22 protein-coding genes are annotated in these 26,908 nt (G+C 68.8%); 13 read left to right on the top strand and 9 right to left on the bottom strand.

The window, feature by feature from the left end:
- The 12 genes from D7W81_RS22560 to D7W81_RS22505 all read left to right on the top strand — a co-directional run.
- Nucleotides 1-2,298, top strand: a 2,298-nt coding sequence (locus tag D7W81_RS22560) for a transglycosylase SLT domain-containing protein (RefSeq protein ID WP_120557462.1), incomplete at its 5' end; no start/stop codon positions are given.
- Nucleotides 2,299-2,391: 93 nt separating this feature from the next.
- Complete coding sequence (locus D7W81_RS22555; protein WP_244227364.1) at nt 2,392-3,819, top strand: hypothetical protein; 1,428 nt, start codon at nt 2,392-2,394, stop codon at nt 3,817-3,819.
- Between the two features lie 149 nt (nt 3,820-3,968).
- The gene (locus tag D7W81_RS22550; protein WP_120557460.1) at nt 3,969-5,117 is read left to right on the top strand and encodes an oxygen-binding di-iron domain-containing protein; all 1,149 of its coding nucleotides are present in this window, start codon (nt 3,969-3,971) and stop codon (nt 5,115-5,117) included.
- 13 nt (nt 5,118-5,130) lie between these two features.
- Nucleotides 5,131-6,165, top strand: a complete 1,035-nt coding sequence (locus D7W81_RS22545) for a serine/threonine-protein kinase (RefSeq protein WP_120557459.1) — start codon at nt 5,131-5,133, stop codon at nt 6,163-6,165.
- 25 nt (nt 6,166-6,190) lie between these two features.
- Nucleotides 6,191-6,571, top strand: coding sequence for a VOC family protein (locus D7W81_RS22540; protein WP_120557458.1), 381 nt, complete (start codon nt 6,191-6,193; stop codon nt 6,569-6,571).
- A gap of 220 nt (nt 6,572-6,791) precedes the next feature.
- Nucleotides 6,792-7,718, top strand: coding sequence for an abortive infection family protein (locus D7W81_RS22535; protein ID WP_120557457.1), 927 nt, complete (start codon nt 6,792-6,794; stop codon nt 7,716-7,718).
- A 67-nt stretch (nt 7,719-7,785) separates the two neighbouring features.
- Complete coding sequence (gene selA, locus D7W81_RS22530; protein WP_120557456.1) at nt 7,786-9,180, top strand: L-seryl-tRNA(Sec) selenium transferase; 1,395 nt, start codon at nt 7,786-7,788, stop codon at nt 9,178-9,180.
- Entirely contained in the window at nt 9,177-9,770 is a 594-nt protein-coding gene (locus D7W81_RS22525; protein ID WP_120526360.1) for an HNH endonuclease, read from the top strand. Before selA ends, D7W81_RS22525 begins: the two co-directional genes overlap by 4 nt.
- Before the next feature lie 123 nt (nt 9,771-9,893).
- Nucleotides 9,894-10,925 carry a P-loop NTPase gene (locus D7W81_RS22520; protein ID WP_244227363.1) on the top strand — a complete coding sequence of 344 codons (1,032 nt, stop codon included), beginning with the start codon at nt 9,894-9,896 and terminating at the stop codon, nt 10,923-10,925.
- On the top strand, nt 10,922-12,574 hold the full coding sequence (locus D7W81_RS22515) for a helix-turn-helix domain-containing protein (protein ID WP_120557455.1): 1,653 nt from the start codon (nt 10,922-10,924) through the stop codon (nt 12,572-12,574). The genes D7W81_RS22520 and D7W81_RS22515 overlap by 4 nt, the downstream gene beginning before the upstream one ends.
- Nucleotides 12,575-12,651: 77 nt before the next feature.
- Nucleotides 12,652-12,915, top strand: coding sequence for a hypothetical protein (locus D7W81_RS22510; protein WP_120526362.1), 264 nt, complete (start codon nt 12,652-12,654; stop codon nt 12,913-12,915).
- Nucleotides 12,916-12,926: 11 nt separating this feature from the next.
- Nucleotides 12,927-13,961, top strand: a complete 1,035-nt coding sequence (locus tag D7W81_RS22505) for an RluA family pseudouridine synthase (protein WP_120557454.1) — start codon at nt 12,927-12,929, stop codon at nt 13,959-13,961.
- Here D7W81_RS22505 and D7W81_RS22500 read toward each other — a convergent pair.
- Complete coding sequence (locus D7W81_RS22500; protein WP_120557453.1) at nt 13,942-15,252, bottom strand: HD-GYP domain-containing protein; 1,311 nt, start codon at nt 15,250-15,252, stop codon at nt 13,942-13,944. The genes D7W81_RS22505 and D7W81_RS22500 overlap by 20 nt on opposite strands.
- A gap of 4 nt (nt 15,253-15,256) precedes the next feature.
- The gene (locus tag D7W81_RS22495) at nt 15,257-17,023 is read right to left on the bottom strand and encodes a HEAT repeat domain-containing protein (RefSeq protein WP_120557452.1); all 1,767 of its coding nucleotides are present in this window, start codon (nt 17,021-17,023) and stop codon (nt 15,257-15,259) included.
- 197 nt (nt 17,024-17,220) lie between these two features.
- On the opposite strand from D7W81_RS22495, the gene D7W81_RS22490 reads away from it, so the two are divergent.
- Nucleotides 17,221-17,553: a hypothetical protein gene (locus D7W81_RS22490; protein WP_120557451.1), complete on the top strand. Its 333-nt coding sequence runs from the start codon at nt 17,221-17,223 to the stop codon at nt 17,551-17,553.
- Nucleotides 17,554-17,602: 49 nt separating this feature from the next.
- Here the strand turns inward: D7W81_RS22490 and D7W81_RS22485 are convergent, their stop codons facing one another.
- The 7 genes from D7W81_RS22485 to D7W81_RS22455 all read right to left on the bottom strand — a co-directional run bounded on the left by D7W81_RS22485 (nt 17,603) and on the right by D7W81_RS22455 (nt 26,891).
- Complete coding sequence (locus D7W81_RS22485) at nt 17,603-20,071, bottom strand: OPT family oligopeptide transporter (protein ID WP_120557450.1); 2,469 nt, start codon at nt 20,069-20,071, stop codon at nt 17,603-17,605.
- Between the two features lie 69 nt (nt 20,072-20,140).
- Nucleotides 20,141-21,028, bottom strand: coding sequence for an RNA polymerase factor sigma-32 (locus D7W81_RS22480; protein WP_120557449.1), 888 nt, complete (start codon nt 21,026-21,028; stop codon nt 20,141-20,143).
- A 420-nt stretch (nt 21,029-21,448) separates the two neighbouring features.
- Nucleotides 21,449-23,515 (bottom strand): transglutaminase TgpA family protein, encoded by a 2,067-nt coding sequence (locus D7W81_RS22475; protein WP_120557448.1) that lies wholly within the window; start codon nt 23,513-23,515, stop codon nt 21,449-21,451.
- Nucleotides 23,512-24,486, bottom strand: coding sequence for a DUF58 domain-containing protein (locus D7W81_RS22470; RefSeq protein ID WP_120557447.1), 975 nt, complete (start codon nt 24,484-24,486; stop codon nt 23,512-23,514). The genes D7W81_RS22475 and D7W81_RS22470 overlap by 4 nt, the downstream gene beginning before the upstream one ends.
- Nucleotides 24,483-25,463 carry an AAA family ATPase gene (locus tag D7W81_RS22465; protein WP_120557446.1) on the bottom strand — a complete coding sequence of 327 codons (981 nt, stop codon included), beginning with the start codon at nt 25,461-25,463 and terminating at the stop codon, nt 24,483-24,485. The genes D7W81_RS22470 and D7W81_RS22465 overlap by 4 nt, the downstream gene beginning before the upstream one ends.
- Before the next feature lie 143 nt (nt 25,464-25,606).
- On the bottom strand, nt 25,607-25,930 hold the full coding sequence (locus D7W81_RS22460; protein ID WP_120557445.1) for an STAS domain-containing protein: 324 nt from the start codon (nt 25,928-25,930) through the stop codon (nt 25,607-25,609).
- Nucleotides 25,931-26,153: 223 nt separating this feature from the next.
- Nucleotides 26,154-26,891, bottom strand: a complete 738-nt coding sequence (locus tag D7W81_RS22455) for a lytic transglycosylase domain-containing protein (RefSeq protein ID WP_120557444.1) — start codon at nt 26,889-26,891, stop codon at nt 26,154-26,156.
- Between the last annotated feature and the right edge of the window lie 17 nt (nt 26,892-26,908).

Here is a 26,908-nt window from a genome sequence, read left to right as displayed (position 1 = left end):
GATCAGGCGCCCACGACGCGCACGGACAACGCGCCGTCGGAGGCGCAGCTGACGCCGCCGCCGGACGCGGACAAGGCCCCGTCGCCGGTGGGCTACGTGCAGGTGTTCAACCCGGCCTTCCCGGGGATCGTGCCGCCCACGCCGGTGGTGCACCGCGGGCGCCGCTATGGGCTGGAGGACCTGACGCCGTACTTCGCGGACGGCAAGAAGCGGGACGCGAAGGACGCGTTCGACAAGGGCCAGTACACCAAGGCGCGCACGCTCCTGGAGGGCGAGGGTGACAGCCCGGCGGTGCGCTACCTGCGCGCGCTGTCGGCGGTGCGGGCCGGGGACGACAAGGCGGCGGCGACGGAGATGGCGGCGCTGGCCAACGACTACCCGGCGCTGAAGGACCGCTGCCTCACGCACGCGGGCGTGGCGCTGGAGTCCCAGGGCCGGCTGGACGACGCGGCGGCGAGCTTCAAGCAGGTGCCGGAAGGCTCGCGCATGTACGTGGACGCGCGCCTGGGCCTGGCGCGCGTGCTGCGCAAGAAGAAGGACTACGACGGCGCCATGGAGGCGCTGACGCCGCTCACCCAGCGCATGATGACGGGCTGGGGCCGCAACGTGGGCGCGGAGGCGCTCATCGCCACGGCGGACCTGGCGGTGGAGAAGAAGGACAAGGCCGCGGAGAAGGCCGCGCTGTGGAAGCTGTGGGCCGCCCAGCCCCTGTCGCCCATCGTCAAGCAGGTGGAGAAGCGCCTCAAGGGGCAGACGCCGCCCACGGACGCCAAGGTGGGCCGCGCGGAGTCGCTGATTGAAGCGCACCGCAACAAGCAGGGCATGGCCATCCTGGAGCCGATGCTCGCGACGCTGAAGCTGCCGGACGCGCTCGCGTGCCGCGCGCACTTCGCCTTCGGCAAGGGACAGCGCAAGGAGCGCCAGCACACGGCCGCCATCCAGGTGCTCACGCCGGTGGTGGAGCAGTGCAAGGACCGCGACCTGCTGGCCCGCGCGCTGTACGTGCTGGGCTCGTCGCGCTCCATCGTGGATCAGCAGCGCGGCACGGACACCTACGAGCGGCTGGCGAAGGAGTTCCCGGACCACTCGTTCGCGGACGACGCGCTCTTCTATGCGGCGGACCTGTACGTCAAGACGAACCGCCCCAAGGAGGCCATGGCGCGCCTGGATGAAGTGGCGCGGCTGTACCCCAAGGGTGACTTCCTGGGCGAGGCGCTCTTCAAGGCCTTCTGGGTGGCGCGCACGACGAAGGTGGAGGACGGAGGCTTCTCCTTCCTGGACCGCATCGAGGCGCACTTCGCCAACGCGGACGAGTCCTACGACGTGGAGCGCGCGCGCTACTGGCGGGCCCGCACGCTGGAGGAGCGCGGCAACATCCAGGGCGCCGCGGAGCTGATGGAGCAGCTGGCGGTGGAGCACCCGGCCACGTACTACGGGCTGATGGCGCGCTCGAAGCTGGGCGAGCTGGACCCGAAGCGGCTGGAGCGCGTGTCCGCGTCCATCTTCGAGGTGCCGGAGGCCGCCAGCCCCTGGCCGATGTTCGCGGGCCCCATGGGGGACGACTCCCACTTCCGCGCGGGCGTGGAGCTCTTGCGGCTGGGCTTCCCGGACTCGGTGTCGTCGGAGCTGATGCTGGTGAACCGCACCAACCAGCCGCCGGAGTCCATGCGCCTCTTGGTGATGGTGCTGTCGCAGTCCGGCGACGCGCGGTCTGCGCACGCCATCGCGCGGCTCGCGCTGCGCAAGGACCTGAGCGGGCGCATCACCGCGCAGACGCGGCCGGTGTGGGAGGTGGCCTATCCCAACGCGTTCCGCGACCTGATTGAAAAGCACACGGCGACGTCGGGCGTGGAGCCGGACCTGCTCCAGGCGCTGATGCGCGAGGAGAGCGCGTTGGATCCCAAGGCCCTGTCCTGGGCCGGCGCCATGGGGCTCACGCAGCTGATGCCGTCCACGGCGAAGGGCGTGGCGCGCGAGCTCAAGATCAAGAAGTTCACCGTGGACTCGCTGCTCCAGCCGGAGCTGAACATCCGCTTCGGCGCGCACTACCTGGGCGGGCTGATCAAGCAGTTCAAGGGCCACACGCCCTACGCGGTGGGTAGCTACAACGCGGGCTCCGGCGCGGTGAATCGCTGGCGCTCGGCCAACCCGGACCTGCCGTTGGACGCGTGGGTGGAGGAGATCCCCATCGCGGAGACGCGCGGCTACATCAAGCGCGTGCTGCGCTCCTACAACACCTACCAGCTCCTCTACGGCCGCGCGCCCAAGGTGCCGGTGATGCCTAGTGCATCGCGTTAGTGTGTAATCCTGGCTGAAGCCTGAATTCGCGCATTCTTTGTAGAGGGGGAGGGGCGGGCCGTGATTTCGTCGGCCGCCATGCTCCCCCTCCGAATGAGAATCGCTCCCCTCGCGGTCGCGCTGGTCACCCTGGTGGGCCTGTGTTTCCCGGCGCAAGCCGAGGCGCAGGCCTGGTCGCTGACGAACGCGCAGCGGCAGGCGTTCCTGCGCTACTACGCGCCGGTCATCTTCAAGCGCGCGAACGCGAACGACAACAAGCACGGCTACGACTGGCTGACGAACTTCGACTTCGACCAGGACGGGGACTTCTCCAACAACAAGCTGCACTGGAAGCAGATCAACCAGTACGTGGACGCGTCGCGCACGGGGCCCAGCGCCTTCGACAGGTGGCGCATCCGGCCCACGCTGTACACGTCGCTGATCGAGTACATGGACGGGGGGAAGAACCTCACCCTCGTGTATCACCTGTATCACGCGCTGGATAAGAACGCGGCGGGCAACTGGCAGCTCCACGACTGGGAACGGGTTGAGTTGCAGGTGCGCAACGTGGTGGGCAACCCGGGTAGCGGGGAGTCCGTGGCGTTCGCGGTGGTGACGCAGCACAAGCGCAACGTGGTGCGCCGGCAGGGCAGCACGGACCTGAACTTCATGCAGACGGGCACGGGCAGCCACCTGCTCATCTGGCAGGCGGAGTGGTCCGACAAGCTGCTGGCGCCGCACGGGCAGGAGCTGCGCTTCGTGACGGAGCCGTATTCGTTCTTCGCGGGCCGGATGGCGTCGGGCGGGAAGGCGGAGGCGGACGTGAACAACGACGACGGCCGCAAGAAGCTGCACTACGCATTCGTGCCGGAGGACGACGCGGCGGCGGTGGCGGCGTTCAACGCGCAGCCGGTGCGGTACTCGACGGCGGACGCGCAGGCCAGCCGCTATGACAACGGCTCCTCGGCCAACTGGCCCGCGGTGAAGCGCGTCACGTATGAGCTGCAGGACCTGGCGGACATCCTCCCCACGCACTGGGAGCAGGGCGGCTACGCGACGCACTGGCTGCCGGATGCGCCCCGGTTCTTCTTCCTGGAGAGCCCGGTGGTGAACGAGGCGGGGCAGGCGGAGGTGAGCGCGGGCATGCAGCGCTTCTTCTCCAAGACGCGCGACATCGAGGGGCAGGACGACCGCGAGGGCTACCCGTCGAAAGCGTGGTTCTTCGGCACGTTCGAGCTGAACGACAAGGCGTCCGACACGGGCGGCGGCGGTGGCTCGTTTGGCGACAAGTCCTGGGCGAGCACGGCGGTGGACTCGCGGGGCCAGACGCGCACGAGCGCCAGCGGCTACCCGGCGTCGGCGAACTCCTACTGGTGGCAGCACGACTACTTCGTGCACTCGGGCGTGACGGACGACACCGACGGGCAGGAGCAGGGCTTCTGGCTGCAGGGCGGGTGGTACCTGCCGCAGAACGGCGGCTTCGACGGGCGCTGGGTTCAGCTCTTCGACGACCGTCCGGGCAAGGAGTCCGGCGAGTACTGAATTGGTCCTGATTGACGGGTGGGGGCAGAGCGAGAAGCGGCGCTCATGCCCTCCTGGCCGTGGGCGCGGGAAGCGGCTCGGGCGAGGGGATGGGCTGGTAGGCTCCGGGGGCAGTCCCACCCCCCTCGTTTGCGTGAAGGAAACACGCCATGAGCCAGCCCAGCGCCCCCAGCCCTCAACAAATAGACCTCAACCGCACCGCCGTGGAGATCGCCCCCGAGACCTTCTGGGTCGGGAAGCGCGAGCCCGGCGGCATCTTCTTCGCCAACCCGTACCTGCGCCGTTTCCGGGGCACGGACGCGCGGACGAAGAAACCCGCTGAGTTCAACCTCCTCATCGACCCCGGGTCGAGCAGCGACTTCTCCACCATCCACACCAAGGTGGTGTCGCTGATTGGCGGGATGGACCGGCTGTCGGCGCTCTTCATCAACCACCAGGACCCGGACGTGGGCTCGTCCGCGAACATCATCTCCGCGCGCTACTCGCCGCGCGCGAGCATCCTGTGCTCCGAGGACACCTGGCGGCTCATCGTCCACTTCAACCTGCCGCGAAACCGCTTCATCCCGACGGAGAAGTTCACGGCCGGGTTGAGCGTGCCCACGGGACACAAGCTGCTGCCGGTGCCGTCGCCGTTCTGCCACTTCCGGGGCGCGGTCATGCTCTACGACCCGCAGACCCGCGTGCTCTTCACGGGCGACCTCTTCGGTGGCCTCACGGACAGCAAGGCGCAGGGCCTGTGGGCGGACGAGTCCGACTGGACGGGCATCCGGGCGTTCCATCAGATCTACATGCCGGTGAACTCGGCGCTGGTGCGCGCGGTGGCGGCCATCCGGAAGCTCTCGCCCGCGGTGGAGATGATCGCCCCGCAGCACGGCCGCATCATCCGGGGCAAGCTGGTGCACCAGTTCCTGGAGCGCATGGAGCGGCTCCAGGTGGGCCTGGACATCATCGACGAGGCCCAGGACAAGACGCACCTGCAGGCGTGGAACTCGGTGATCGACCGGGTCCTGAACCTGGCGCGCGGCTATCTGGGCGACTCCGTGGAGGCCAAGCTCACCGCGAGCGAGGCGCTGTCGGACACGGCGAAGTTCATCGGCCAGCGGCTGGAGGTGAGCCGCATGGGCAAGTGGACGCTGGAGCACGTGGTGGAGGTGCTGTGCCAGGGTGAGCCCTCGGAGATTTCGGGGCCCATCATGGTGGAGGCCACCATCGCCGCCGCTGAATACAACCTGCCCACGCCCCACCTGGACATCGAAGGCGCGGGCGCGCCGGCCCCCGTCTCGCTGTTGGAGTCGTGAGAGGGGAGGGCGGGTGCATTCCAAGGACCGTGACAGTGGAGGTCTGACCTACCTGGGCCCGGAGGCGCTGAACGCGCGGCCGGGCAACGCCGTGGCCGAGGACGGTTCAGAGCCAACGCTGCCGCAGGTGCGAACGCCCGTGTCTCCGGGCGGGACGTTGATCCAGGGGGCAGTGACGCCCCGGCCTCCCGCGCCCGCGAACCAGGGCCTTGTCCCTGGCCAGGTGGTGGCGGGGCGCTACCGCGTGGAGAAGTGGCTGGGCGTGGGCGGAACGTCGGCGGTGTACCAGGCGCTGGACTTGAAGAATCACCAGCGCGTGGCGCTCAAGGTGCTGGCGGTGCCGTACGCCGACGAGGCGATGGTGACGCGGTTCCGCCAGGAGGTGGAGCACGCCCGGGCCCTGGAGCACGTGAACATCCTGCACGTCTTCGACGTGGGCTCGGATGGCGACAGGCATTACCTGACGGTGGAGCTGCTGGACGGGAAGGACCTGCGGCAGGTGATGCTGGAAGGGCGCCCCACGCTGGCCAATGCCTTGCGATGGCTCACGCACGCCACGGTGGCGCTTGAGCATGCGCACGCTCACGGCGTACTGCACCGGGACGTGAAGCCGGGGAACCTGTTCATCACGCGCACGGGCGTGCTGAAGCTGATGGACTTCGGGCTCGCCAAGAGCGCGCACGTGATGGGCAACACGGCCCAGGGCGCGACGCTGGGGACGCCGGAGTACATGGCGCCCGAGCAGGTCACGGGAGCGGAGGTGTCACCGGCCACGGACCTGTACGCCCTGGGCGTGGTGGCGTACGAGCTGCTCACCGGGCAGCTGCCGTTCCGCCACTCGCAGCCCGTGCCGCTGATGCTGATGCACGTGCAGGAGACGCCCGTGCCGCCGAGGAAGCTGCGTCCAGAACTGCCGGAAGCTTTCGAGCAGGTCGTACTCAAGCTGATGCGAAAGCGGCCGGAAGAGCGTTACGCCAGTGCCGCGCTGCTGCGCGCTGAACTGGCGAAGCTGTGGCCGCTGGCACTCCAGCGCGCGCGCGGACTATAGGGGGGCTCATCCACAAGGGGCCCTCATGTCTGTCAAATTCAACCACACCATCATCGCCGCGAAGGACAAGGTCGCGTCCGCGCAATTCCTCGCGGAGTTGCTCGGGCTTCCGGCGCCCACGCCGTTCGGCCACTTCCAGGTGGTGAAGCTGACGGACGGGGCGTCGCTCGACTTCATCACCACGCAGGACGCCATCCACGGTCAGCACTACGCGTTCCTCGTGACGGAGGAGGTCTTTGATTCGCTGATCGCCAAGATCCGCGACCGGAAGATCCAGCACTGGGCGGACCCTCGCGGCCAGCATGAGAATCAGATCAACACCCATGACGGAGGCCGTGGGGTCTACTTCCAGGACCCGAATGGCCACTACATGGAAGCCATCACCGTGCCCTATGGAGGGTGGTAAGAGAGAACGGGCCTGTTGATGGAAGTTAAGCAAGCAAAGTTCAGTGCTGGAACTGCACCGACGTGCACAGAGGTGTACTGAGAATTGTTGATCGGCCTGATGTGCTTGACATGCATCATTGACAGTTCTACGCGCGCTCAGCGTGAGGGCTCATGCGGCAGGGGTGCACTGGTTGTGATTAACCTGTTCATGTCTGGACGACTATGCTACAGTGTAAATCATGGCAAATATTGATATTTATTCAAAGCGAAAGAAGCGTCAGGAGGGCAGTGCGCCTGATGTTTTCGTGTACGACAAAGTCCCGGAGGCCCTGCGGATTCAGATTGTTCATATGTGGCAAGATATTTTTAGGGATCATGTGCGCGGGGGGACGTTCGCATATGATTGCTATAAGGCGGTGCATGACATTTTATGTCGAGAGTATGGTGTTTTTTATCTATCCAACGACATTGCCGGGATGATGGATGATTACGGGACGCGTTGTCGCAAGTTTATCCTGAGTTGCGACCCGGATCGGGTTCTCGACATTGTCGAACTAACATTTAAGGTTGCCCGTCTTAAGATCGGGGATAGAGACACTCCGGGGCACCTCTCTGTGCGTTTCATGGATGAGACTATTGCTGAGCTGAACTCTCGATTTCGAGAGCACGGTGTGGGGTATCAATTCGAGTCTGATGCCATTATGCGTGTCGATTCGAGTCTTTTGCATGCCGAGGTGGTTCGCCCTGCTCTCCGCCTGTTGATGGAGGAGGAATTTCAGGGAGCTGAAGAGGAGTTTAGATCTGCGCACGAACATTATCGTCACGGTAAGTATAAGGAGGCGTTGGTTGAGTCGCTGAAGGCATTCGAGAGCACAATGAAGACGGTTTGTGGGCGCAAATCATGGGTGGTTGCAGAAAATGCGACGGCCAGGGTGCTTATTGGCGCCTTGTTTGATCACGGTTTGGTCCCTGCTCCGATGGCGGCGCATTTCAGCGCTCTGCGAACAACCCTTGAGGCCGGCGTACCAACACTTAGGAACAGGCTCGGTGGACACGGTCAAGGCGAAGAGCCAGTTGAGGTTCCTGACTACTTGGCGGCCTATGTGCTGCATTTGACGGCAGCAAACATTGTCATGGTTGTTGAGGCGTTCAAGGCTATGAAATAACTCAGTTGTTTCTTTGTGGCTTGAGGCTGGCCGCTATAGTGAGGTTGCGTCGGAAGGGTGTTCACATATGGGCGCTGCGTCGAGATCCTCAGCGGAAAAGAACGCACTGCTTCGCGGGCTTCCTTCGATCGAGCAACTCCTGCGGCGTCCGTCGCTGGAGTCTCGGCTCGCGAATCTTCCTCATGCCCGTGTGGTCGCGGCCCTGCGGCTCGCCGTCGAGCGTGTGCGCTCCCGGCTGCTGGCCGGTGACTTGCGTCCCTTCGAGGACGCGGACGTGGAGGCGGCGCTTGCGTCCCTGGCCACTCCGAACCTGCGGCGCGTCATCAACGCCACCGGCGTCGTGCTCCACACGAACCTGGGCCGCGCGCCCCTTGCGCCCGAAGCCGTGGAGCGCGTCGTCGCCGTGGCGCGGGGCTACTCCAACCTCGAATACGACCTGGACGAAGGCGAACGCGGCAGCCGCTACGCGCCGCTCATCGGCCTCCTGCGCACGCTCACCGGCGCGGAGGACGCCATCGTGGTCAACAACTGCGCGGGCGCCGTGCTGCTCGTCCTCGCAGCGCTTGCCTCCGGCCGTGAGTGCGTCGTGTCCCGCGGCGAGCTCGTCGAAATCGGCGGCGGCTTCCGCATCCCGGACGTCATGCGCCAGTCCGGCGCGAAGCTCATCGAAGTCGGCACCACCAACCGTACCCGCCGCGCGGACTACGCCAACGCGCTGAGCCCGGACACCGGCCTCATTGTGAAGGTCCACCGCTCCAACTTCGCGCTCGTCGGCTTCACCGAAGAGGCGTCCCTCGCGGAGCTCACCGAACTGGGCCGCTCCCGTGGCGTGCCCGTGTTTCAGGACCTGGGCTCCGGCGCGCTCGTGCCACTCACCGGCCCCGGCCTCACACCCGAGCCCACCGTGGGGCAGGCCATCCGTGATGGCGCGGACGTCGTCGCGTTCTCCGGCGACAAGCTCCTCGGAGGACCCCAGGCAGGCGTCATCGTTGGCCGCTCGGACCTGCTTCAGCGCATCAAATCCCACCCGCTCACACGTGCGCTGCGTGTCGACAAGATGACGGTCGCGGCCCTGGAGGCGACGCTGGAGCTGTACCGGGATGGCCGCCCGGAGGCGGTCCCCACCCAAGGCCTGCTCACCCAGCAGCCAGCGGCGTTGCAGGCCCGTGCTGAACGCCTGGCGGCTTTGCTCGCGACGCGCGACGTCGAGTGCCGGGTTGTGTCCGTGGATGGACAGGTGGGTGGAGGTGCCATGCCCCTGTCCCGGTTGCCTTCCTACGCTTGCAGCCTCACCGTAGAAGCGCCGAAAGTATTCCTGGAACGTCTGCGCGAAGCCGAGGTGCCCGTTATTGGCAGGATTGCGGATGACGAGGTCGTTCTCGACGTCCGGTGTCTCTCTGAGGAGGACCTGGGGCAGGTCGCGCAGGCTGTGGCGGCCGCCCAATCGGGAAGCCAGCCATGATCAACAGCGCCGTGCTCGTTTTAAACCGGTACTACCAACCGGTTCACGTGACGTCAGTCAAACGGGCTTTTTCCCTGCTGTATCAGGGCGTCGCCAAGGCCATCGACGAGCAGTACCGGCTGTATGAGTTCGAGGACTGGGCCGCCCTCAGCGCCACCCAGGACAGCATCACCACCATCGACCGCACCATCCGCGTCCCGCGCGTCCTCGTGCTCGGCGCGTATGACCACCTGCCGCGCGCCAAGGTGCGCTTCTCGCGCCTCAACATCTACGCGCGCGACAACGACACCTGCCAGTACTGCGCGAAGCAGCTGCCCCGCAGCGAGCTCAACCTGGACCACGTCAACCCGCGCACCCAGGGCGGCAAGACGACGTGGGAGAACGTCGTGTGCTCCTGCGTGCCCTGCAACCTGAAGAAGGGCGGACGTACGCCGGAACAAGCCGGGATGCGGCTGCTCAAGAAACCCGTGCGCCCGCGCTGGACGCCGCTGTTCCGCGGCGCCATCCGCAAGGTCACCTACCGCGAGTGGCTGCCGTTCCTGCACCTCGCGGACGTGTCGTACTGGAACGTCGAGCTGCTCGACGAATAGCAGCAAACGGTTCCCCGGCCGCCTGCCCCCCGAGCCTCCTGGCGACGAGGGGCGGGCACGGGGAGCCGCGTCAGCTGGCCGCGAAATGGCGGGGTGTCGACTCGGGCGGTAGGACGGGCTTTGATGCGAGCCTTCGTGAAGCCCGCCCCCCTGCCTCCATCCGCTCCCGCCTCGCTGGCTGGCACCTCGCCGCGTCAGGGAAATGACGTGTCGCCTTCGGGCCCCGCGCCGCGCTCGCGGCGGATCATCGCCGTGGGCGGCGGCAAGGGCGGCATCGGCAAGTCCATGGTGTCCGCGAACCTGGGCGTCGCGCTCGCGCAGGCCGGCCACAAGGTGCTGCTCGTGGACGCGGACCTGGGTGGCGCCAACCTGCACACGTGCCTGGGCGTGGGCCCTCCGGAGTCGACGCTGTCGGACTTCCTGCGGCGCGGGAAGGCGAGCCTCGAAGAGGTGATGGTCTCCACTGGCGTGCCCGGGCTGTCGCTCATCGCCGGCGCGCAGGACTCGCTGGACGCGGCGAACCTCAAGTACGCGCAGAAGCAGAAGCTCCTGCGCACGCTCCTGTCGCAGACGACGGCGGACTACCTCATCCTGGACCTGGGCGCGGGCACCAGCTTCAACACGCTCGACTTCTTCCTCATCGCGGACCACGGCCTGCTCGTCGTGCTGCCGGAGCCCACGTCCGTGGAGAACGCGTACCGCTTCGTCAAGGCGGCCTTCTTCCGCATGCTCCAGCAGACCGAGGCGCGCTACGGCATCCAGGACCTCGTCGAGGGCGCGCTGTCCACCCGCGAGGGCGGCCTGCGGACGCTGCACGACGTCGTCGCGCAGGTGCGGCGCAAGGCCCCGTCGGACGCGGAGCGGCTGGAGCGCGAGCTGGCGGCGTTCCGCGTGCGGCTCGTCGTGAACCAGGCGCGCACGGACGCGGACGAGAAGGTGGGCGCCGCGATGGTGTCCGCGTGGAAGAAGTTCTTCGGCATCGACATGGATGACCTGGGCGCCCTCCGCTACGACGACGAGGCGTGGCGCGCGGTGCGCAAGCGCAAGCCGGTGCTCCTCGAGCGGCCCGACTCGCTCGTGTCCCAGGGACTCCAGCGCATCGCCGCGCGTCTCGTGTCGCTCGACGGCCCTTCCCCCGAGTCCGCCATCCCATGAAGCCCTTCGCGCAGCAGACCTACTACGAGCTCCTCGAGGTGCCGCCCACGGCGTCCGACGCGGAGATCCTCGCGGCCCACCAGCGCCTGATGGAGCTGTATTCACCGGATTCCATCGCGGTGTACGCGCTGGGGGATCCGGACCAGGTGGACGCGCTGCGTGAACGGATGAACGAAGCGATGGAGATGCTCACCGACGCGGACCTGCGCGTCGAGTATGACCGCTCCATCGGGCTGTCCACGGAGCGGCTCGCGAAGGCGGCCGTGACGGCGGAGGCCGCGGACAAGGTGGAGTCGGCCGCGCGGGTCGCGGAGGCCCTGGCCACCGCCGCGGCGGCGCTGGCGAAGGCCGCGGGCGCGGTGGACGCCGAACGGTTGGAGGCGGAGTCGCGTCTGAAGGCCGCGGCGTCCGTGAACGACAGCGAAGGAGAGGCGCCGCGCGAGAGCGGGACGCCTGGAAAGAGCGAGGAGCGGATGCGGGGTGAGGAGTCGAAGCGGCAGGAGTCCTCGGGGATGGACGCACCCAGCGTGCCTCCCGAGCCGGTGCGGGTGGGAGGCGTGGCGGTGGTGGAGGCCTTCCGGGCCTCGTTCACCCGGAGCCTGTCGTTCGTCTACGTCCCCACCAGTCCGCTGCGCGGGCAGGGCAGGGGCGTCGTTGAAGCTCCGGCTCCCGCCGTGGAATCCGAGGCGTCCGGCACGTCCGCTCCCGAGCAGGCCATTGCCTCCCCAGCCGAAGCGGCTCCGGCGACCGTGAACGCGGCCGCTGCCACCGTTCCGGAGCCGGTCAGCGCCGGTGACTCGACACCCGCGCAGGACGTGGCCGCGCAAGCTCCCGCCCCCTCCAATCCGGAGCCCACGGAAGCCACCCCGTCGCCGCAGGCGTCCGTGGAGGCCGCCGAGGCCTCCGAGTCCGCCGAGGCCGCCCCGGCTCCCGCCGTTGAAGCGGTCACGGAGACACCGGCCCCCCAGCCCGTTTCCGAGGCCAGCGCGGTGACGGCACCGGCCGAGTCCGGAGCCGTGGCCACCAGCCCCGAGCCCACGCCGGAAGCCTCCGCTACGGCCGCTGTCACGACCACCCAGGGCGAGTCGGATCCGAACCTCGCCCCGGTCGCTCCGGCCCTGGACGCGAGCACCACCGCGCTTGCCCGGACCCCGGCCACCGGAGCGTCCCGCGCCGCCGTGCGCCCCCTGACGTCGCGGCCCATCGACTCGCGTCCGGCGGCGAACAGCCCCACGGGGCCGCGCGCCGTGAAGGGCCCCACGGTCCGCAAGCTCGGGGACGCCCAGGTGCTGGCGCAGGATTCCGCCATCGCGACCGCCGAGTCCGCGCTGGCCCAGGTGGCCGCCAAGGTCCGCGAGGCCCGGCCCCGGGGCGTGGACATCCCCTCGGACGCCGAGTTCAACGGCGAGCTGCTCCGCCGCGTCCGGGAGGCCCGTGGCATGTCCATCCAGCAGCTGGCCGACCGCACCCGCATCTCCGTGCGTCACCTGGAGAACGTGGAGGCGGACCGCTACACCGCGCTGCCCACCACCGTGTACCTGCGCGGCATCCTCATGAACCTCGCCCGGGAGCTGGGCCTGGACCCCCTGCGCGTGTCCAAGAGCTACCTCGCGCTGTTCTCCGAGAAACCCGCCAAGTCGGGCCGTTGACCGGGAGTTGGCCTGGCGCCCTCCCGTGCGACGGGAAAAGTTGACTCGCACGGGGTGGGTGCCTAAGTAATGGCACGATGACGGAAGAGGAAAAGGTCAAGGCGATGCGACTGGCTCGCGCGATCGCCTCCGATATCTCGCTCTACAACGAGCAGAAGATCATCAAGGGCATCGAGCAGGACAACCTTTTCGAGGTCCTGAAGGAGGAACTGGAAGAGGGGCGCGCGCTCTACAAGAGCCGCGTCAGCGCGGAGATCAGCACCCAGGCGAACTTCTTCGAGCGCGCCATCAACGACATCGTGCTGCGCTCCAAGGCGCACGTGAAGTCGAAGATCTGGTAGCGCCCGCCGCCGTGGCCTCACCCGACACGCGCGAGCACCGCGCCCTCCCGGAAGCCCGGGGCGAGCGGCTGGATGCGTACCTCGCCCGCGCGTTCCCGGACCTCACCCGCTCCCGGCTCCAGGGCCTCATCGCGGACGGCCACGTGCTGTCCGACGGCAAGCCCGCCAAGGCCGCGCAGCGCCTGCGTGGGGGCGAGCTGCTGTCGCTGCACGTCCCCGCGCCCGTCGCCGCCATTCCCCAGGCCGAAGAACTGCCCGTGGCCGTGCTGCACGAGGACCGCGACCTCGTCGTCGTGGACAAGGCCGCCGGCATGGTGGTGCACCCGGGCGCGGGCCACGCCTCCGGCACGCTCGTCAACGCGCTCCTGCACCGCGTGAAGGACCTGGCCGGCGTGGGCGGAGAGCTGCGCCCCGGCATCGTCCACCGGCTGGACAAGGACACCACCGGCTGCCTCGTCGTCGCCAAGCACGAGCAGGCCCTGGTGGCGCTCCAGAAGTCCTTCAAGACGCGCGAGGTCCAGAAGACGTACCTGGCGCTGGTGCACGGCGTGCCGCCCGCGGAAGGGCGCATCGAGACGCTCTACGGCCGCCACCCCATCCACCGCCAGAAGTTCACCGGCAAGGTGAAGGAGGGCAAGCCCGCCATCACCCTGTTCCGCGTGCGCGAGTCCTTCGACGGCGCCGCGCTGGTGGAGGTGGACCTGCTCACCGGCCGCACGCATCAAATCCGCGTCCACCTGGCGGAGGCCGGCCACCCGCTGCTCTGCGACGCGCTCTACGGCGCCGGCCGCAAGGCGAAGGGCGCGGTGGCGGACGCCCAGGGGGCGGTGGGCCGCCAGGCGCTGCACGCGTGGCGCCTGGCCTTCGAACACCCGCGCACCCACAAGCACCTGGACCTGGAAGCCCCCCTCCCGGAGGATTTCACGAAGGCGCTCACGCTGCTGCGCGAGGCGAGCGTCCCCGCGGGGCCGCCTCCGAAGGCTCAGGCGAAGGCGAAGGCCGCCGCGAAGAAGCCGGCGAAGAAGGCTACAGGCCGGAAACGCTGATCTGCTGCTGGCGGCGGGAGAGGACCTTGATGGGCTGGATGGCCATCACCCGCATGAAGACGGCCAGGAGCTCCGGGTCGAACTTCTGGCGCATCTCCGTCCACATCAGCATCAGCGCCACCTCCGGGCCGTACGCGTCCCGGTAGGGCCTGCGGGAGGTGAGCGCGTCGTACGCGTCGCAGATGGCGATGATCTTCGCGTACACCCCCAGGTTCGTCTTGGGGATGATCATCTGGATGTTGCCGCGCGCATCCCGCACCGCGGTGCCGTAGTCCGTCTTGTGCTCGAAGGTCGTCACCACGCGCATCAGCGTGGAGCGGCTGAAGCCCTTCTCCATCAGGATGTTGCGCACGCTGATGAGCGGCGCGCGCGCCACCGTCGTCTTCTCGTCCGCGGTGAGCGCCCCGCGCTTGGTGGCCAGCTCCTCCGGCAGCGTCGTCATGCCCGCGTCGTGGAAGAGCGCGATGTAGCCCAGGTCACGCAGCTGCGGCTTCGTGAGGCCCAGCTCCGCGCCGAACACGATGCACATCAGCGCCACGTTCACCTGGTGGTAGACGAGGTAATCCTCCTCGCGCTTCTGCGTCGTCATGCCCAGGAAGTGGGTGCGCTGATCGTAGGAGATGTCCACGAAGTCCTGCACCAGGCGCAGCGCCCGCGAGGAGCCGATGGGCTTCCCCGCGCGCACGGACTCCAGGTACTTCTGCAGGAAGAACACGGCACGCGCGTACACGGTCATCGCGTACTTCTTGCGGTCGACCTTCTGGTCGCCCGGCGTGTCCATGTCCTTGTTCATCTTCTCCTTGAGCTTGGAGAACTTCGCCACGCGCATGTTGAGCAGCTTGCGCCCCTGCAGGCCGTCCTCCTCCGCGGTGGAGGACTGCTCCTTGCTGAAGATCCAGACGAAGTTCTTCAGCTCCTGCGTGGTGACGGGCTTCGTCAGCGTGATGCCGCCCACGTCCTTGGCGCGCATCTCCGCCAGCAGGTAGCGCTGGTTCTCGATGGAGTTGAGGTCCACCTTCACCAGCATGCCGTTGAGGTAGTACGAGTCCTTGACGCCCGTCAGCTCCAGCCGGCCTTCCTTGCCGATGATCTGGTTGATGATGTCCTGGAGCTGGTGGAGCGGCTTTTCGAAGACGGCGTTCTCCGGGTCGTACATCTTCACGGAGCGCACGAGCATGTAGAGGCCCGCGAGCATGGAGCGCGACAGGTTCTGGAGCTTCTCGTTGTGCTCCCGCCCGTACTCCCCCAGGTTCTCTTCCTGGGTCTGATTGATCTTCAGGTTGTCGGCCATGGTGTCAGCTCGCCTCTTCCGGAAGCGCGGAGTCCCCGAACAGGGCCTTGCGCGTCTGGTACATCGCCTTGCGGGCCGCGGTGAGGATGTCCAAGGGCTGCGACTTGTCCTCCACCACGGCCTGCAACATCTTGTAGGACTGGATGGAGCCCGCGCCGCCCAGGCCGGTGATGGCCAGCAGCTTGTCCTCCATCACCCGACGCTTGTTGAGCAGCGACGGCTTCACCGTCAGCAACTGCTGCATCATGGACAGCGCGGCGGGCAGGTTGGTGGCCCCGATGGCCGCGTAGACGGCGGACTTCTCGTCGGTCGTCTTCTTGTCCCAGGCGGGGTCGCGCACCAGCCGCACCAGGTCCGTGAAGGCCTTCTCGCGGTCGAACTCCGGCAAGAGCTTCGCGGCCAGCATGCGCACCTGGGAGACGCTGTCGGTGAGGGCGTCGTGGATGATGCGCCGGGCCTCCGCCGTGCGGCCCTTCCCGATGATCTGCATGACCTCCAGCTTCACCACCAGGTTGGGGCTCTTCATCACCTGGCCGAACATCTTCACCCGCTCCGGGTGGTTGCTCTTCTCCAGGATGTAGACCATGTCGCGCACCGTCTGCGGCCGGTCCGACAGCAGGCGCGCCACGAAGGGCTCCGGCAGGTCGCGCGCGAACGTGGCCAGCACGTCGCCCAGCAGCGCGCGGTTCTCCGGCAGCTCGATGGTCTCCAGCACGCTGAGCAGGGGCAGCACCGAGTCCACGCCCAGGGACTGCAGGTAGCGCGTCACGTCCTGCGGCTGCCGCGTGCGCGTCGTCTTCAGCGACTCGCCCAGCCGCGTCAGGCGCTGCTCCTCGCCCATCTTGTGGAGGAAGTTGTTGAGCAGGCGCCCCAGTTGATCGCCGCCCTCGCGCTGGGAGAGCGCGCGCAGCTTGAGGACGATCTGGTTCACCGTGGCGAAGTCGTCCTGGAGCAGCAGCATGTCCAGCAGCTGCAGGAAGATCTCCTCCAAGAGCGCCGCGTCATCCACGCCGCCTTCCACCACCTGGAACACCGCGCCCACCAGCTTCGGGAACAGGCGCGCGTTCTCCTCCTCCATGATTTCGCGCTGGATGCGGGCCTTCAGGTCGTCCGAGGCATGCCGGCCGCCCACGACGAGGCCGCGGATCTGCTCCACGCCGTCCAGCTTCGCGTCCAGGTCCTCCGCGGACACGCGCGCGAAGCGCAGGAAGTCATCCGAGTTCGTCTGGAGACGGGAGTAGAGGTAGCCCACCACCTTGTCCACCTCCACCTGGACCTCGTCCTCGTTGGCTCCCTCCATGGAGAAGCCTTCCACCACCACGTACTCCACCTGCTGCATGCCCGCGCGCCACAGCTGCGCGAGCACGTCATCCGCGCCGCGCTCCGGCTCCGACAGCGCGATGAGCGTGAGCGTAACGAGCTCCTCCAGCGGCAGCCCCGGCCGGAAGATGAGCTGGCGGATGCCGTCACGGAAGAACTTGTAGGGGAGCGGCGACTCCTCGGAGAAGAGCGGCTCGCCGTGCAGCACGAAGTTCTGCTGCTCCACCTTCAGCGAGAGCGGCCCGAACTTCTCCGTGTACGTGGAGATGGCCTCCTGCGCCTTGGCGAGGAACTCCGGGAAGCGCGCCTCGTTGTGGCGGTACATGCCAATCTGCTTGATGCCCTTGAGCAGGTGGAACGCGAACGTCTTCGCCAGTTCCACCTTCTCGCGGACCTCCGGCGACTGCTCGGCTTCCGCGCTCGCGTCCGTGACTTTCTGGGGCTGTGCCATGAAACCTGAAGAATCCGGAGGGGGCGGAAGGCCCCGATGGGGGAGCCCGGAGTGTACTCCCGTCCCGGGCCCGCTCCCAATCCGGAAACCTCCCGAAATCCAGAGGGTTGGAGTGACAGTTGGGCAACACCGGGCGGACTGGCGGTGAATCCCGGGTGTGTTAGGCAGGGGTCCCCTTTGCGCCCGGAGTCCCGCCCATGAAGCGACTGGCTGCGTCCGCCCTCGTCCTGGCGTCCCTGACGGGGTGCTTCCGCATGAGCGTGCGCAGTCCGGCGCCGCGCGACGGCGCTCCGGAGACGCAGCTGGGGGCGAGCTTCGTGGCGGGGCTGACGACGTCCAACGTGGCCGCGGCGGAGTGCCGGCATGGCCTGTCTCGCGTGGACGTGTACTGGCCGTGGTGGAGCCCGTTCGTCTACGCCTTCACCTTCGGCATCGTGACGCCGCTGCGCGCGGAGTACGTCTGCGCGAAGGGGCCGGCGGACTCCGGCGGCGGCGACCTGGAGGTGCCGCCGTCGGTGCCCGGGCTGTAGCCCAAAGCCTCCCCGCGTGGAACGAAGCGGGGAGGGTGCTTGCCGGCCGTCAGTGCGACGGCGGCGGGGCTTCCGCGCCGCTCTTGCCCTTGACGGCGGAGCGGAAGAGGACCGCGGTGAGGACGGCGAAGAAGGCCAGGCCCCAGACGTTGGACCACGTCGGGTGTGAAAGCTCGCTCTCGCCCACGGCGTTGAGGAAGGCGCCCACTGCGTTCTCATGCCCGAAGAGGGCGGGCAGGTTGATGGCGCGCGTCCAGGCGCCGTCGCTGGCGATCTCCAGGAAGGCGATGAGCACGCCCGCGATGTAGCCACCCGCGATGTAGCCGGACGACATCAGCGTGCCGGGGGAGAACTCGGACTCCGCCGCGGAGCCGCCGCGCAGCTTGTCCACGAAGTGGCGCACCATGCCGCCCACGAAGATGGGGGCGCTGCTGCTGATGGGCAGGTACACGCCCACGGCGAAGGGCAGCGAGGACACGCCGCACAGCTCCAGCATCAGCGCGATGAAGACGCCCAGCAGCACCAGGTCCCACGGCAGCCGCTGCGTGAGGATGCCGTCGATGATGAGCGCGAACAGCTGCGCCTTGGGCGCTGAGTAGCGCGTGAGCGTCTGGCCCTCGTACTCGCTGATGCGGCCGCCGATGCCGGGGTCCACCACGTACTGGATGCTGCCCTGATCATCCACGAGGTAGCGGCCGGCGGGCACGGGCGTGTCCGCGCCGCGCACGAAGCCTTCCTTGTAGACGCGGTCCGGGCCCGCGGTGACGGGCCCCGCGTCCGACAGCTTCAGCGACGGGCCGGTGGCCGGCGCCAGCTTGAGGTTGGACAGCTCCTGGGCGGACAGGGGACGCCAGCTGCGCAGCTCCAGCGCGCCGTCCGCCGGCACCATGTCCAGGCGCTCCGCCCACAGCGAGCGCTTGAGCAGCGCGGGCGTCATGCCGCGCTGGGTGAGCGCGTCCTGGGACACCTCCCAGCGGTACGTGTGCTGGGTGCGCGTGTCGGTGGACATCTCCGTCACCTGCACGCCCGGGTGCGTTTCCGGGATGACCGCGGTGGCGCCCTGGTTGAGCAGCACCAGCACCAGGCCGATGAACATCGCGCTGGTGAGCACGCCCACGAAGAGGGCGATCTGCTGCTTCTTGGGTGTCCCGCCGACGAGGAAGGCCGTCTTCAAGTCCTGCGCGGTGGTGCCGCCGTTGGACGCCGCGATGCCCACGATGGCCGCCGTGGTGAGCGCCATGAAGCGGTCCGGCGACGATGTCCAGCCGAACAGCAGGTACACGAGGCAGGTGACGAGCAGCGTGGCCACCACCATGCCGGAGATGGGGTTGGAGGAGGAGCCAATCTCACCGGTGATGCGCGCGCTCACCGTCACGAAGAAGAAGCCGAAGATGACGATGAGGATGGCGGAGATGAAGTTCACGTGCAGCGGCGGCGCCAGCCAGATGGCCAGGATGAGCAGCGCGCTGCCCACCAGCACCACGGTGATGGGCAGGTCCTGATCCGTGCGCAGCACCGTGGGCAGCGCCCCCTGCGTGCGCGACTGGCGCAGCGTCTCCACGCTGCGCTTGAAGGCGCCCACGATGGTGGGCAGGGAGCGGATGAGGCTGATGAGGCCGCCCGTCGCCACCGCGCCCGCGCCGATGTAGAGCACGTACGCGTTGCGGATCTGATCCGGCGACATGTCCTTGATGAGCATCCCGTTGTGCACCAGCAGCGGCGTGTCCATGCCGCTGCCGAAGAAGGAGATCATCGGGATGAGGATGAGGTAGCTGAGCACGCCGCCCGCGAAGGTGATGCCCGCGACGCGCGGCCCGATGATGTAGCCCACGCCCAACAGCTCCGGGGACACCTCCGTGGAGAGCGTCGCGGCCTTGAGCCCCTTGATGGGCGTGCCGATGGCCTCCTTGAAGAGCTTCATCCCGGAGTAGGCGAACTTGTAGACGCCACCGATGATGAAACCCAGGATGACCGTGCGCGCGTTGGTGCCGCCCTGCTCGCCGACGATGAGCACGTCCGCGCTGGCGGTGCCCTCCGGGTAGGTGAGCTTGCCGTGCTCCTGGACGATGAGGCCCTGGCGCAGGGGAATCATCATCAGCACGCCCAGCACGCCGCCCAGCGCGGCGGTGAGGAACGCGTGCGTGAGGCTGATGTCGTAGCCCAGGATGAGCAGCGCGGGCAGCGCGGCCGCCACGCCGAACGCGAGCGACTCACCCGCGGAGCCCGTCGTCTGGACGATGGTGTTCTCCAGGATGCTGGAGCGCCCCAGGGCCCGGAAGATGGCGATGGAGAGCACCGCCACCGGGATGGACGCGGACACCGTGAGGCCGACCTTGATGGCCAGGTACACGGACGATGCCGCGAACACGATGCCCAGCACCGACCCGAGCACCAGGCCGCGAATCGTCAGCTCCGCGGGCGACTGCTCGGGGGATACGTAGGGCTTGTGCGGGGCGGAACCATGCGCCTCCGCGAGGGGAACGCGATCATCGACGACCGGCGGGGAACCGTGGGACAAGCAGGCACTCCTGACAGGAAATCAGGGGGCCCGTTGTAGCAGGGTCTCCGCCGGTGCGCGAAAACAGCCCTAGCCCTGGGCGGCGAGCGTCTCCGGATCCACCTCCGCCATCAGGGCGGCCAGCTCCGACTTGAGCTTGTCCTTGGCGCGGATCTCCAGCTGGCGCGCGCGCTCGCGGGAGAAGCCGAAGTGCTCGCCCAGCTCCTTGAGCGTCATGGGGCGCTCGTTCATCACGCGCTGCTCGATGATGAAGCGCTCGCGCGGATCCAACCGCATGAGGGCGGTGCGGACGCGGTTGTTGATGAGGCCCGCCTCCTCCTTGTCCGCGAACTCGTCGTCCTGGGGCGCCGCGGCGCTCACCACGAAGTCCACGTGGCTGTTGCCGCCGTCCTCGCCCATGGGCGCGTCCAGGGACAGGTCCCTGCCGCCCATGCGCTGCTCCATCTCCCGCACTTCACCGGGCTTCACATGGAGCTTGCGGGCAATCTCATCCACGTTCACCACGGTCTCGCCGCTGCCCAGCTTCTCCAGCTCGCGGCGCGTGCGCGCCAGACTGAAGAACAGCTTGCGCTGCGCCTGCGTGGTTCCAAGTTTCACCAGCGACCAGCTCTTCAGGATGTAGTTCTGGATGTACGCGCGGATCCACCACACCGCGTACGAGATGAGGCGGATGCCCTTGTCCGGATCGAACTTCTGCACCGCCTTCATCAGGCCGATATTCCCCTCCTGGATGAGGTCCGACATCTTGATGCCGTAGGAGCGGTACTCGTAGGAGACCTTCACGACGAAGCGCAGGTTGCTCGTCACCAGACGGTGACCCGCGGCCAGGTCTCCCTTGATGAACCGGCGCGCCAGCTCCTGCTCCTCTTCCACCTTCAGGAGCGAGTACTGGTTGATCTCCGAGAGGTACATCGCGAGGGAGCCAGAATTGGACGACTGCTCGGTCGAAGCCTGCATGGATGGATTCTCCAAATCGGGCCTCCTGCCGCGGCGGAGGCGCTAGAAAAAGTGCTCTGGGTTCAAGTCCTACAACTTGACGTGTCTGCCCTGAGCAACCGGGATGCCAACGGGGGTTGGATGTATTCGCGTGTGTCTCCAAGGGGTTGGAGGACGCAGACCCGGGCCCCCTGGGAACGGCCTGTAACCATTACCCGTGGCCGAGAGGAAATCCGGGGGTCTACGAGGGGAGAAAATGCACGTCTCACGGCCCTCGAGCGCACGTCGCCATGGCGCTCGCGAATGGAGGTTCGCTGAAACGCTTAATGGCGAAGCGGGACGAGGGTGAAGACATTTCACCACCTCGGCTGGGCGTTCCTGGGGAGGGCGGGCGACCAGCGACGGAAGAGGGCTTCCGTCCCGAGGGCACTTCTCTTCCGCTCAGGATGCGCGGGCGGTGGGGCCCGCCTGTCCGGCCGGCTTCACGGCGCGGCGGGCGGCTTCGGCGTCCAGCGCACGGCGCAAGGTGGCGAGCAGGTGCTCGGCCTCTCCCTCGCGCAGGGCACGGCCGCCGAAGCGGGCCTCCAGGTAGCGGCGGGTCAGCGGCGTCAACGCCAGCACCAGCGGATGGCCTTCGCGTGCCAGGCGCGTGGTCAGGTCCTCCAGCGATTCGTGCTCGAAGCGCGGCACGTGGGCCTTCTGGAGCAGCGCGTCCACCCGGTCGAGGAAGCGGGTGGCGGCCAGCGCGGGGGCACGGCCTGTCCACCGGGAGACGAAGCGGGCCGCGCGCCAGACGATGAAGGCCACGATGGCGGCCGTCGCCCACGCGCGCGGCGGGGGCAGACGGCTGGGGGCTTCGTTCGCGGGGGCGTCGCGCGGGCGGCGCGGCGGGCGGACCAGGGCGCTCGCCAGCTCGAACTGGTCGCGGAAGGAGTAGTCGACGACGGAGTTGCGCCAGCGCGCCTCCACCGCTTCGTAGAGGGCGAGCAGCTTCTCCAGGTACACCGAGCCCTGGCTCGTGCGGTTCGACGGGGGCGTCGCATCCACCGTGACGAAGCCCCGGCCCGGCACGAGCACGTGCGTCCAGGCGTGCGCGTCACCGGCTCGCACCAGGTACCCGCCATCCATCCGCGCGCCGCCGTAGAAGCCCGTGGCGAGCCGCGCGCCAATGCCCTGCGTGCGCAGCAGCAGCGTGAGCGCGGTGGCGAAGTGCTCGCAGTGGCCCGCCTTGCGCACGAAGAGGAAATCCGACAGCGGATCCTCCGGGATGCCTTCCTGCTCCAGCGTGTACGCGTAGTCCTTCTGCAGGAAGGAGGCGAGCTTGCGCGCCGCGGCCAGCGGCTCCTTCTCGCCCTGGAGCACCCGCGCCGCGAGCTCGCTCACGCGCGGATCCAGGTGCTCCGGCAGCGCCAGGAGCTGGTCGCGCTCCGCCTGGACCAGGCCCGGGGCCAGGCCCGCCTTCGCGTCCGGGGGCAGGCTGTAGGCCTCGTAGGTGTACGAGGGCGCGGTGACGGTGAAGCGCACCTCGCCTCCGCCCCGGAGCTGCACGGGGCTGGACCGGGTGCCGGTGGGCGAGTGGGCCCTGGCGTTGCCCAGCCGCGAGGGCATCTCCAGGGCAATCAACGTGCTGGCGCCGTACGCGGGCAGCAGCTCCACGCGCTGGTGGATGAGCGTGTCACTGGCGGGGCGCAGGGTGATCTGCCGCTCGATCTGCTGCGCGCCGACGACGTTGCTCCACTCCATCCCGTCGAAGGTGTCGTAGGTGCGGCCCACCCAGTAGGCGTCCAGCGCGTCGAGGCCGGGGTCGGGCGTGAGCGTGGCGCGCAGCACCACGCGCGGGTTGCCCTTGATGGTGCCCGCGCCGCCCAGCCGCACGGTGTTGGAGTAGCCCGCGCTGCTCGCGCCCAGGCCCGGCGCCGAGCGTGGCCCGACCATGGCCCAGTTGAGGCGCGGGAAGAGGACGAAGAAGGCCACCGCGCCGGCCACCGCGAACGCCACGCCCGCGGACAACGGCCGCATCACCGCGCGCACCGGCACGGGCTCGCCGTCCGGCACCGCGGCCTCCACCACGCCCAGCGCCAGGGACAGACTGGCCAGCACCCCGAAGGTGATGAGGCACAGCGCGTACGTCATGTCGCCCGACAGCGCCGCGCCACCGGCCACCATCAACAGGCTGGTCAGGTGCGTCTGGCCGTCCGCGGCGGCGTCCGGCGTGGACAGCATCCGCTGCGCGGCGATGAGGCCCGCGAAGGAGCACGCGGCCACCACCGCGTTCATCGCGCCGGACGTCAGCTGGAGGCCCAGGAGCACCGCCACCACCAGCAGCCCCAGCGCGGACAGGCGCGCGTGGCGCGCGACGAGCCGCAAGCCGCACAGCGCCAGCACCAGCGCGCCGAGGAAGGCGCCCAGCACCGGCAGGGGGAGCTGGCCGGACACGGCCATCGCGCCAAAGGCCGCCGCCGCCGCCAGGTCACGCAGGATGAGCCGCAGCCGCAACGGACGCTTCACGCGGCCTCCCGCGAGTCCACGTCCGCGTCCTCGAAGCCCACCCACGCGAGCGCCTGGAGGATGCGGCGCTCCTGGAAGGCCCCCGCCGCCGGACGCAGCACGCGCTCCGGCAGCTGGAGGCCGACCTCGTGCCCCGAGTCCAGGAGTTGGTGCGCCTGCGCGGCGATCTCCTCACAGCGGCGCTCCAGCGCGTCACCCGTGAGGCCCGCCTCCAGCGCGAGCTTCCAGATGCGGCGCTCCTCGCGCTCGCGCTCCACCTTCAGCAGGCGTCCCGCCGCGGCGCTCTTCAGCCAGTGGATGCGGCGCGCGTCCTCGTTCGCGCCAAGCTCGCGCAGGCCCGCCACGTCGCCGGTGCCGTCCAGGTGGCGCGGGCTGCCCGCCTCGCCGCGAGGCCCCTTCTGCGCGGGCCCCGGCTCCTTGCAGGCGTAGCCCCGGCGCGGGTACACGAGCAGCGTCCCGTCCAGGGAGAACACGCGCGTCTTGGCGAACAGGCCCAGGGGCCACGTCGTGGTGACGCGCACGCCGGACAGCCGCACGGGGCCCCGGTGCGGCGCGGCCAGGTCCGCCCGCACGATGTGCTCGCTGCCCGCGGGCAGGTGGCCCAGCTTCCCGCTGCCGGTGAGCGGGGAGAGGTCCTCGGAGAACGTCAGCGCGAAGCCGTGGCCCGCCTTGCGTGACACGGCCCAGCGGTAGGCAAAGGGCTCGCGCGCGAAGGCCGCGTCCGCGCCCACCCGGCGCACCGTCAGGTCGCGCAGGCAGCGCTCCGACAGCACGCCGGACACCACCACCATGCTGAGCAGCAGGCCCAGCAGCAGGTAGAGCAGGTTGTTGCCCGTGTTGAGCGCGCCCAGCCCCACGCCGAACGTCACCACCAGGTACGTGCGGCCCGTCTTCGTCACCGACAGCGTGCGAGGTGGACGGAGGACGGCGCGCAGCCGCGCCTTGAAGGAGGGGCGGGCAGGGGCCTTCACCGGGGCGCCGCCACCTTGCGGGCAATCTCGTCCACCAGGTGCGCCGCTTCATCCCGCGCGGACACGCCCTGCACGGCGCTGCGCAGCAGCACCCGGTGAGCCCAGCAGGGCACCAGCATGGAGCGCACGTCACCGGGGGTGACGAAGTCGCGCCCCTCCCAGAGGGCCTGGGCCCGCGCCGCGGACCCCAGCGCCAGCACCGCGCGCGTGGACGCGCCGCGCTCCAGGTCCCCGTGCTCGCGCGTGGCCCGCGCCAGCCGCACCACGTAGTCCGCCACCGCCGCGTCCAGCTTCACGTCCTGGGCGAAGTCGCGCAGCGACGCGAGCTCCTCCGGCCCCGTCACCGCCTCCACCGAGGGCAGCGGGGACGCCGCGCCGCGGGTGGTGAGCAGGCGCGCCTCCACGTCCGGCGCCGGGTGGCCCAGCGACAGGCGCACGAGGAAGCGATCCAACTGCGAGTCCGGCAGGGGATAGGTGCCGGAGAAGTCCACCGGGTTCTGGGTGGCCACCACGGTGAAGGGCGAGGGCAACGGATGCGTCTGCCCGTCCAGCGACACCTGGCCCTGGGCCATGCCCTCAAGAAGCGCGGACTGGGTGCGCGGCGGCGCGCGGTTGAGCTCGTCCGCCAGCACCAGCTGCCGGAACAGCGGACCGGGCCGGAAGGAGAAGGTGGCCGTCTGCGCGTGGAACACCTGCGCGCCCAGGATGTCCGCCGGCAGCAGGTCCGCGGTGAACTGGATGCGGGAGAAGGACAGGGCGCACGCGCGGGCCAGGGCTTCCGCCAGCGTCGTCTTGCCCACGCCGGGCATGTCCTCCAGGAGCAGGTGCCCGCCAGCCACCACGCAGGTGACGACGCGCCGGACCTCCTCGGGCTTGCCCTGCACGGCGCGGCCAAGCTGGGCGGCGAGCCGCTCCATCACCGCGCGCGCGATGGCAGGGGAGGGAACTGGACCAAGAACGCGAGCAGGCTGGGTCATCCTGGGCGCGGACTCTAGCCCAGGCGACCGCAAGCCGGCACCCCTCCAGGCCGCCCGTGTTCCTCGCCGGATGCCCGCCTGCCTTGGAGGCGCGGACGCTTTCCGGGGATGCACGGGGCCCGGAGGGCCCTTCCGCCCACGACTCAGGCGGAGAGGATGTCCTCGGGCGTGTAGTACGCCCGGTGCGTCGTCGGCGAGGACAGCACGCCGAAGTAGCGGAACATCCGCTCGTGGTGCGTGGCCAGCCCACGCAGCTGCACGGCGCTGTCCTTCAGGCCGTGGGTCAGCACGCCCACCGCGCTGTCCTTGAACTCACGCAGGTGCGCGAAGTCCAGGACGACTTCGCTCTGGCCCAGCGCCTGGAGCGAGTTGCGCAGCTCCTGCGCGGTGCGGCCGTCCAGCGTTCCTTCCAGGCGCAGGGTGATCCGACCCGCCGCCTCCTCCTGATGAATCTGAAGCCCAGTCATGTTGCGCGCTCCCGCTGAGGTGTGCACGTGTGTGCCGCCTGCGATGGTGAATGGCGGCTGAAGCACATGCCGGACCACGCGGTGGTCCGGGGGGGCCCCACGATGACGTGGGGGTGCACAGCCGGAGGCATACACTGCACCTTTACGGGCGATCAGGTCAGTGGCAGGCCCGCAACTTCGGCCGGAGTGTTGGCGACCGGGCGAAGGGCCTGTCTCGCACCGGTCAACCCTTACGGTCGGTTGTCGTCTGCTCGGCACGCAGGCTGATGGCGCGCTCCTGCTGGGCCTTCAGCTTGCGGAACTCCTTCACGACCTTGGCGGGGTAGCCGGCCATGAACTTCACCCGGTTCTCCTTCTTGGCCAGGATGCGCTTGGCCAGCCCGGGGCCCGCGTTGTAGGCGACGAGCGCGCCCTCCACGGAGCCGAAGCGGCCGATCAGGTCCGCCAGGTAGGCCGTGCCCAGGTTCACGTTCGTTTCAAAGTCGAAGAGGTTGGTGTGGCGGCCCAGCTTGTAGCCGGACTTCTCCGCCAGGTACTTGCCCGTGTCGGGCATCACCTGCATGAGGCCCATTGCGCCCACCCCGGACACCGCGTAGTTGTTGAAGGAGGACTCGCAGCGGATCAGCGCCACCACCAGCAGCGGATCCAGGTTGTTGCGCTCCGCCTCGCGGACGATGGAGACCGCCAGCCGGCGCTGCTGCCGCTCGGGGAGCCCGGAGGCGCGCACGGCCTCGACCACACCCATCTGCTCCGCGCGGTGGTAGTCCGCCTCGTCCTCGTACTGCTGCAGGCGGGCCAGGGCCGCCTTGAGCTGTGCGTCCTTCTCCGCCAGTTCCGCCCTCAGGGCCGCGACGTCCGGTGCTTCACCCTGCGCACCCACCGGCACCTGCACCGGGAAAGCCAAAGCGTTCGTCCCCACCAACACCACCGCCGCCGCCATCGCCACCGTCCAGCCCCGCATCTCGCCCTCCCCTGGCG

The organism is Corallococcus aberystwythensis, from assembly GCF_003612165.1.
GTDB lineage: Bacteria > Myxococcota > Myxococcia > Myxococcales > Myxococcaceae > Corallococcus > Corallococcus aberystwythensis.
The sequence above is the reverse complement of the archived record's forward strand: the minus strand, read 5'-3'. Positions and strand labels throughout refer to the sequence as shown.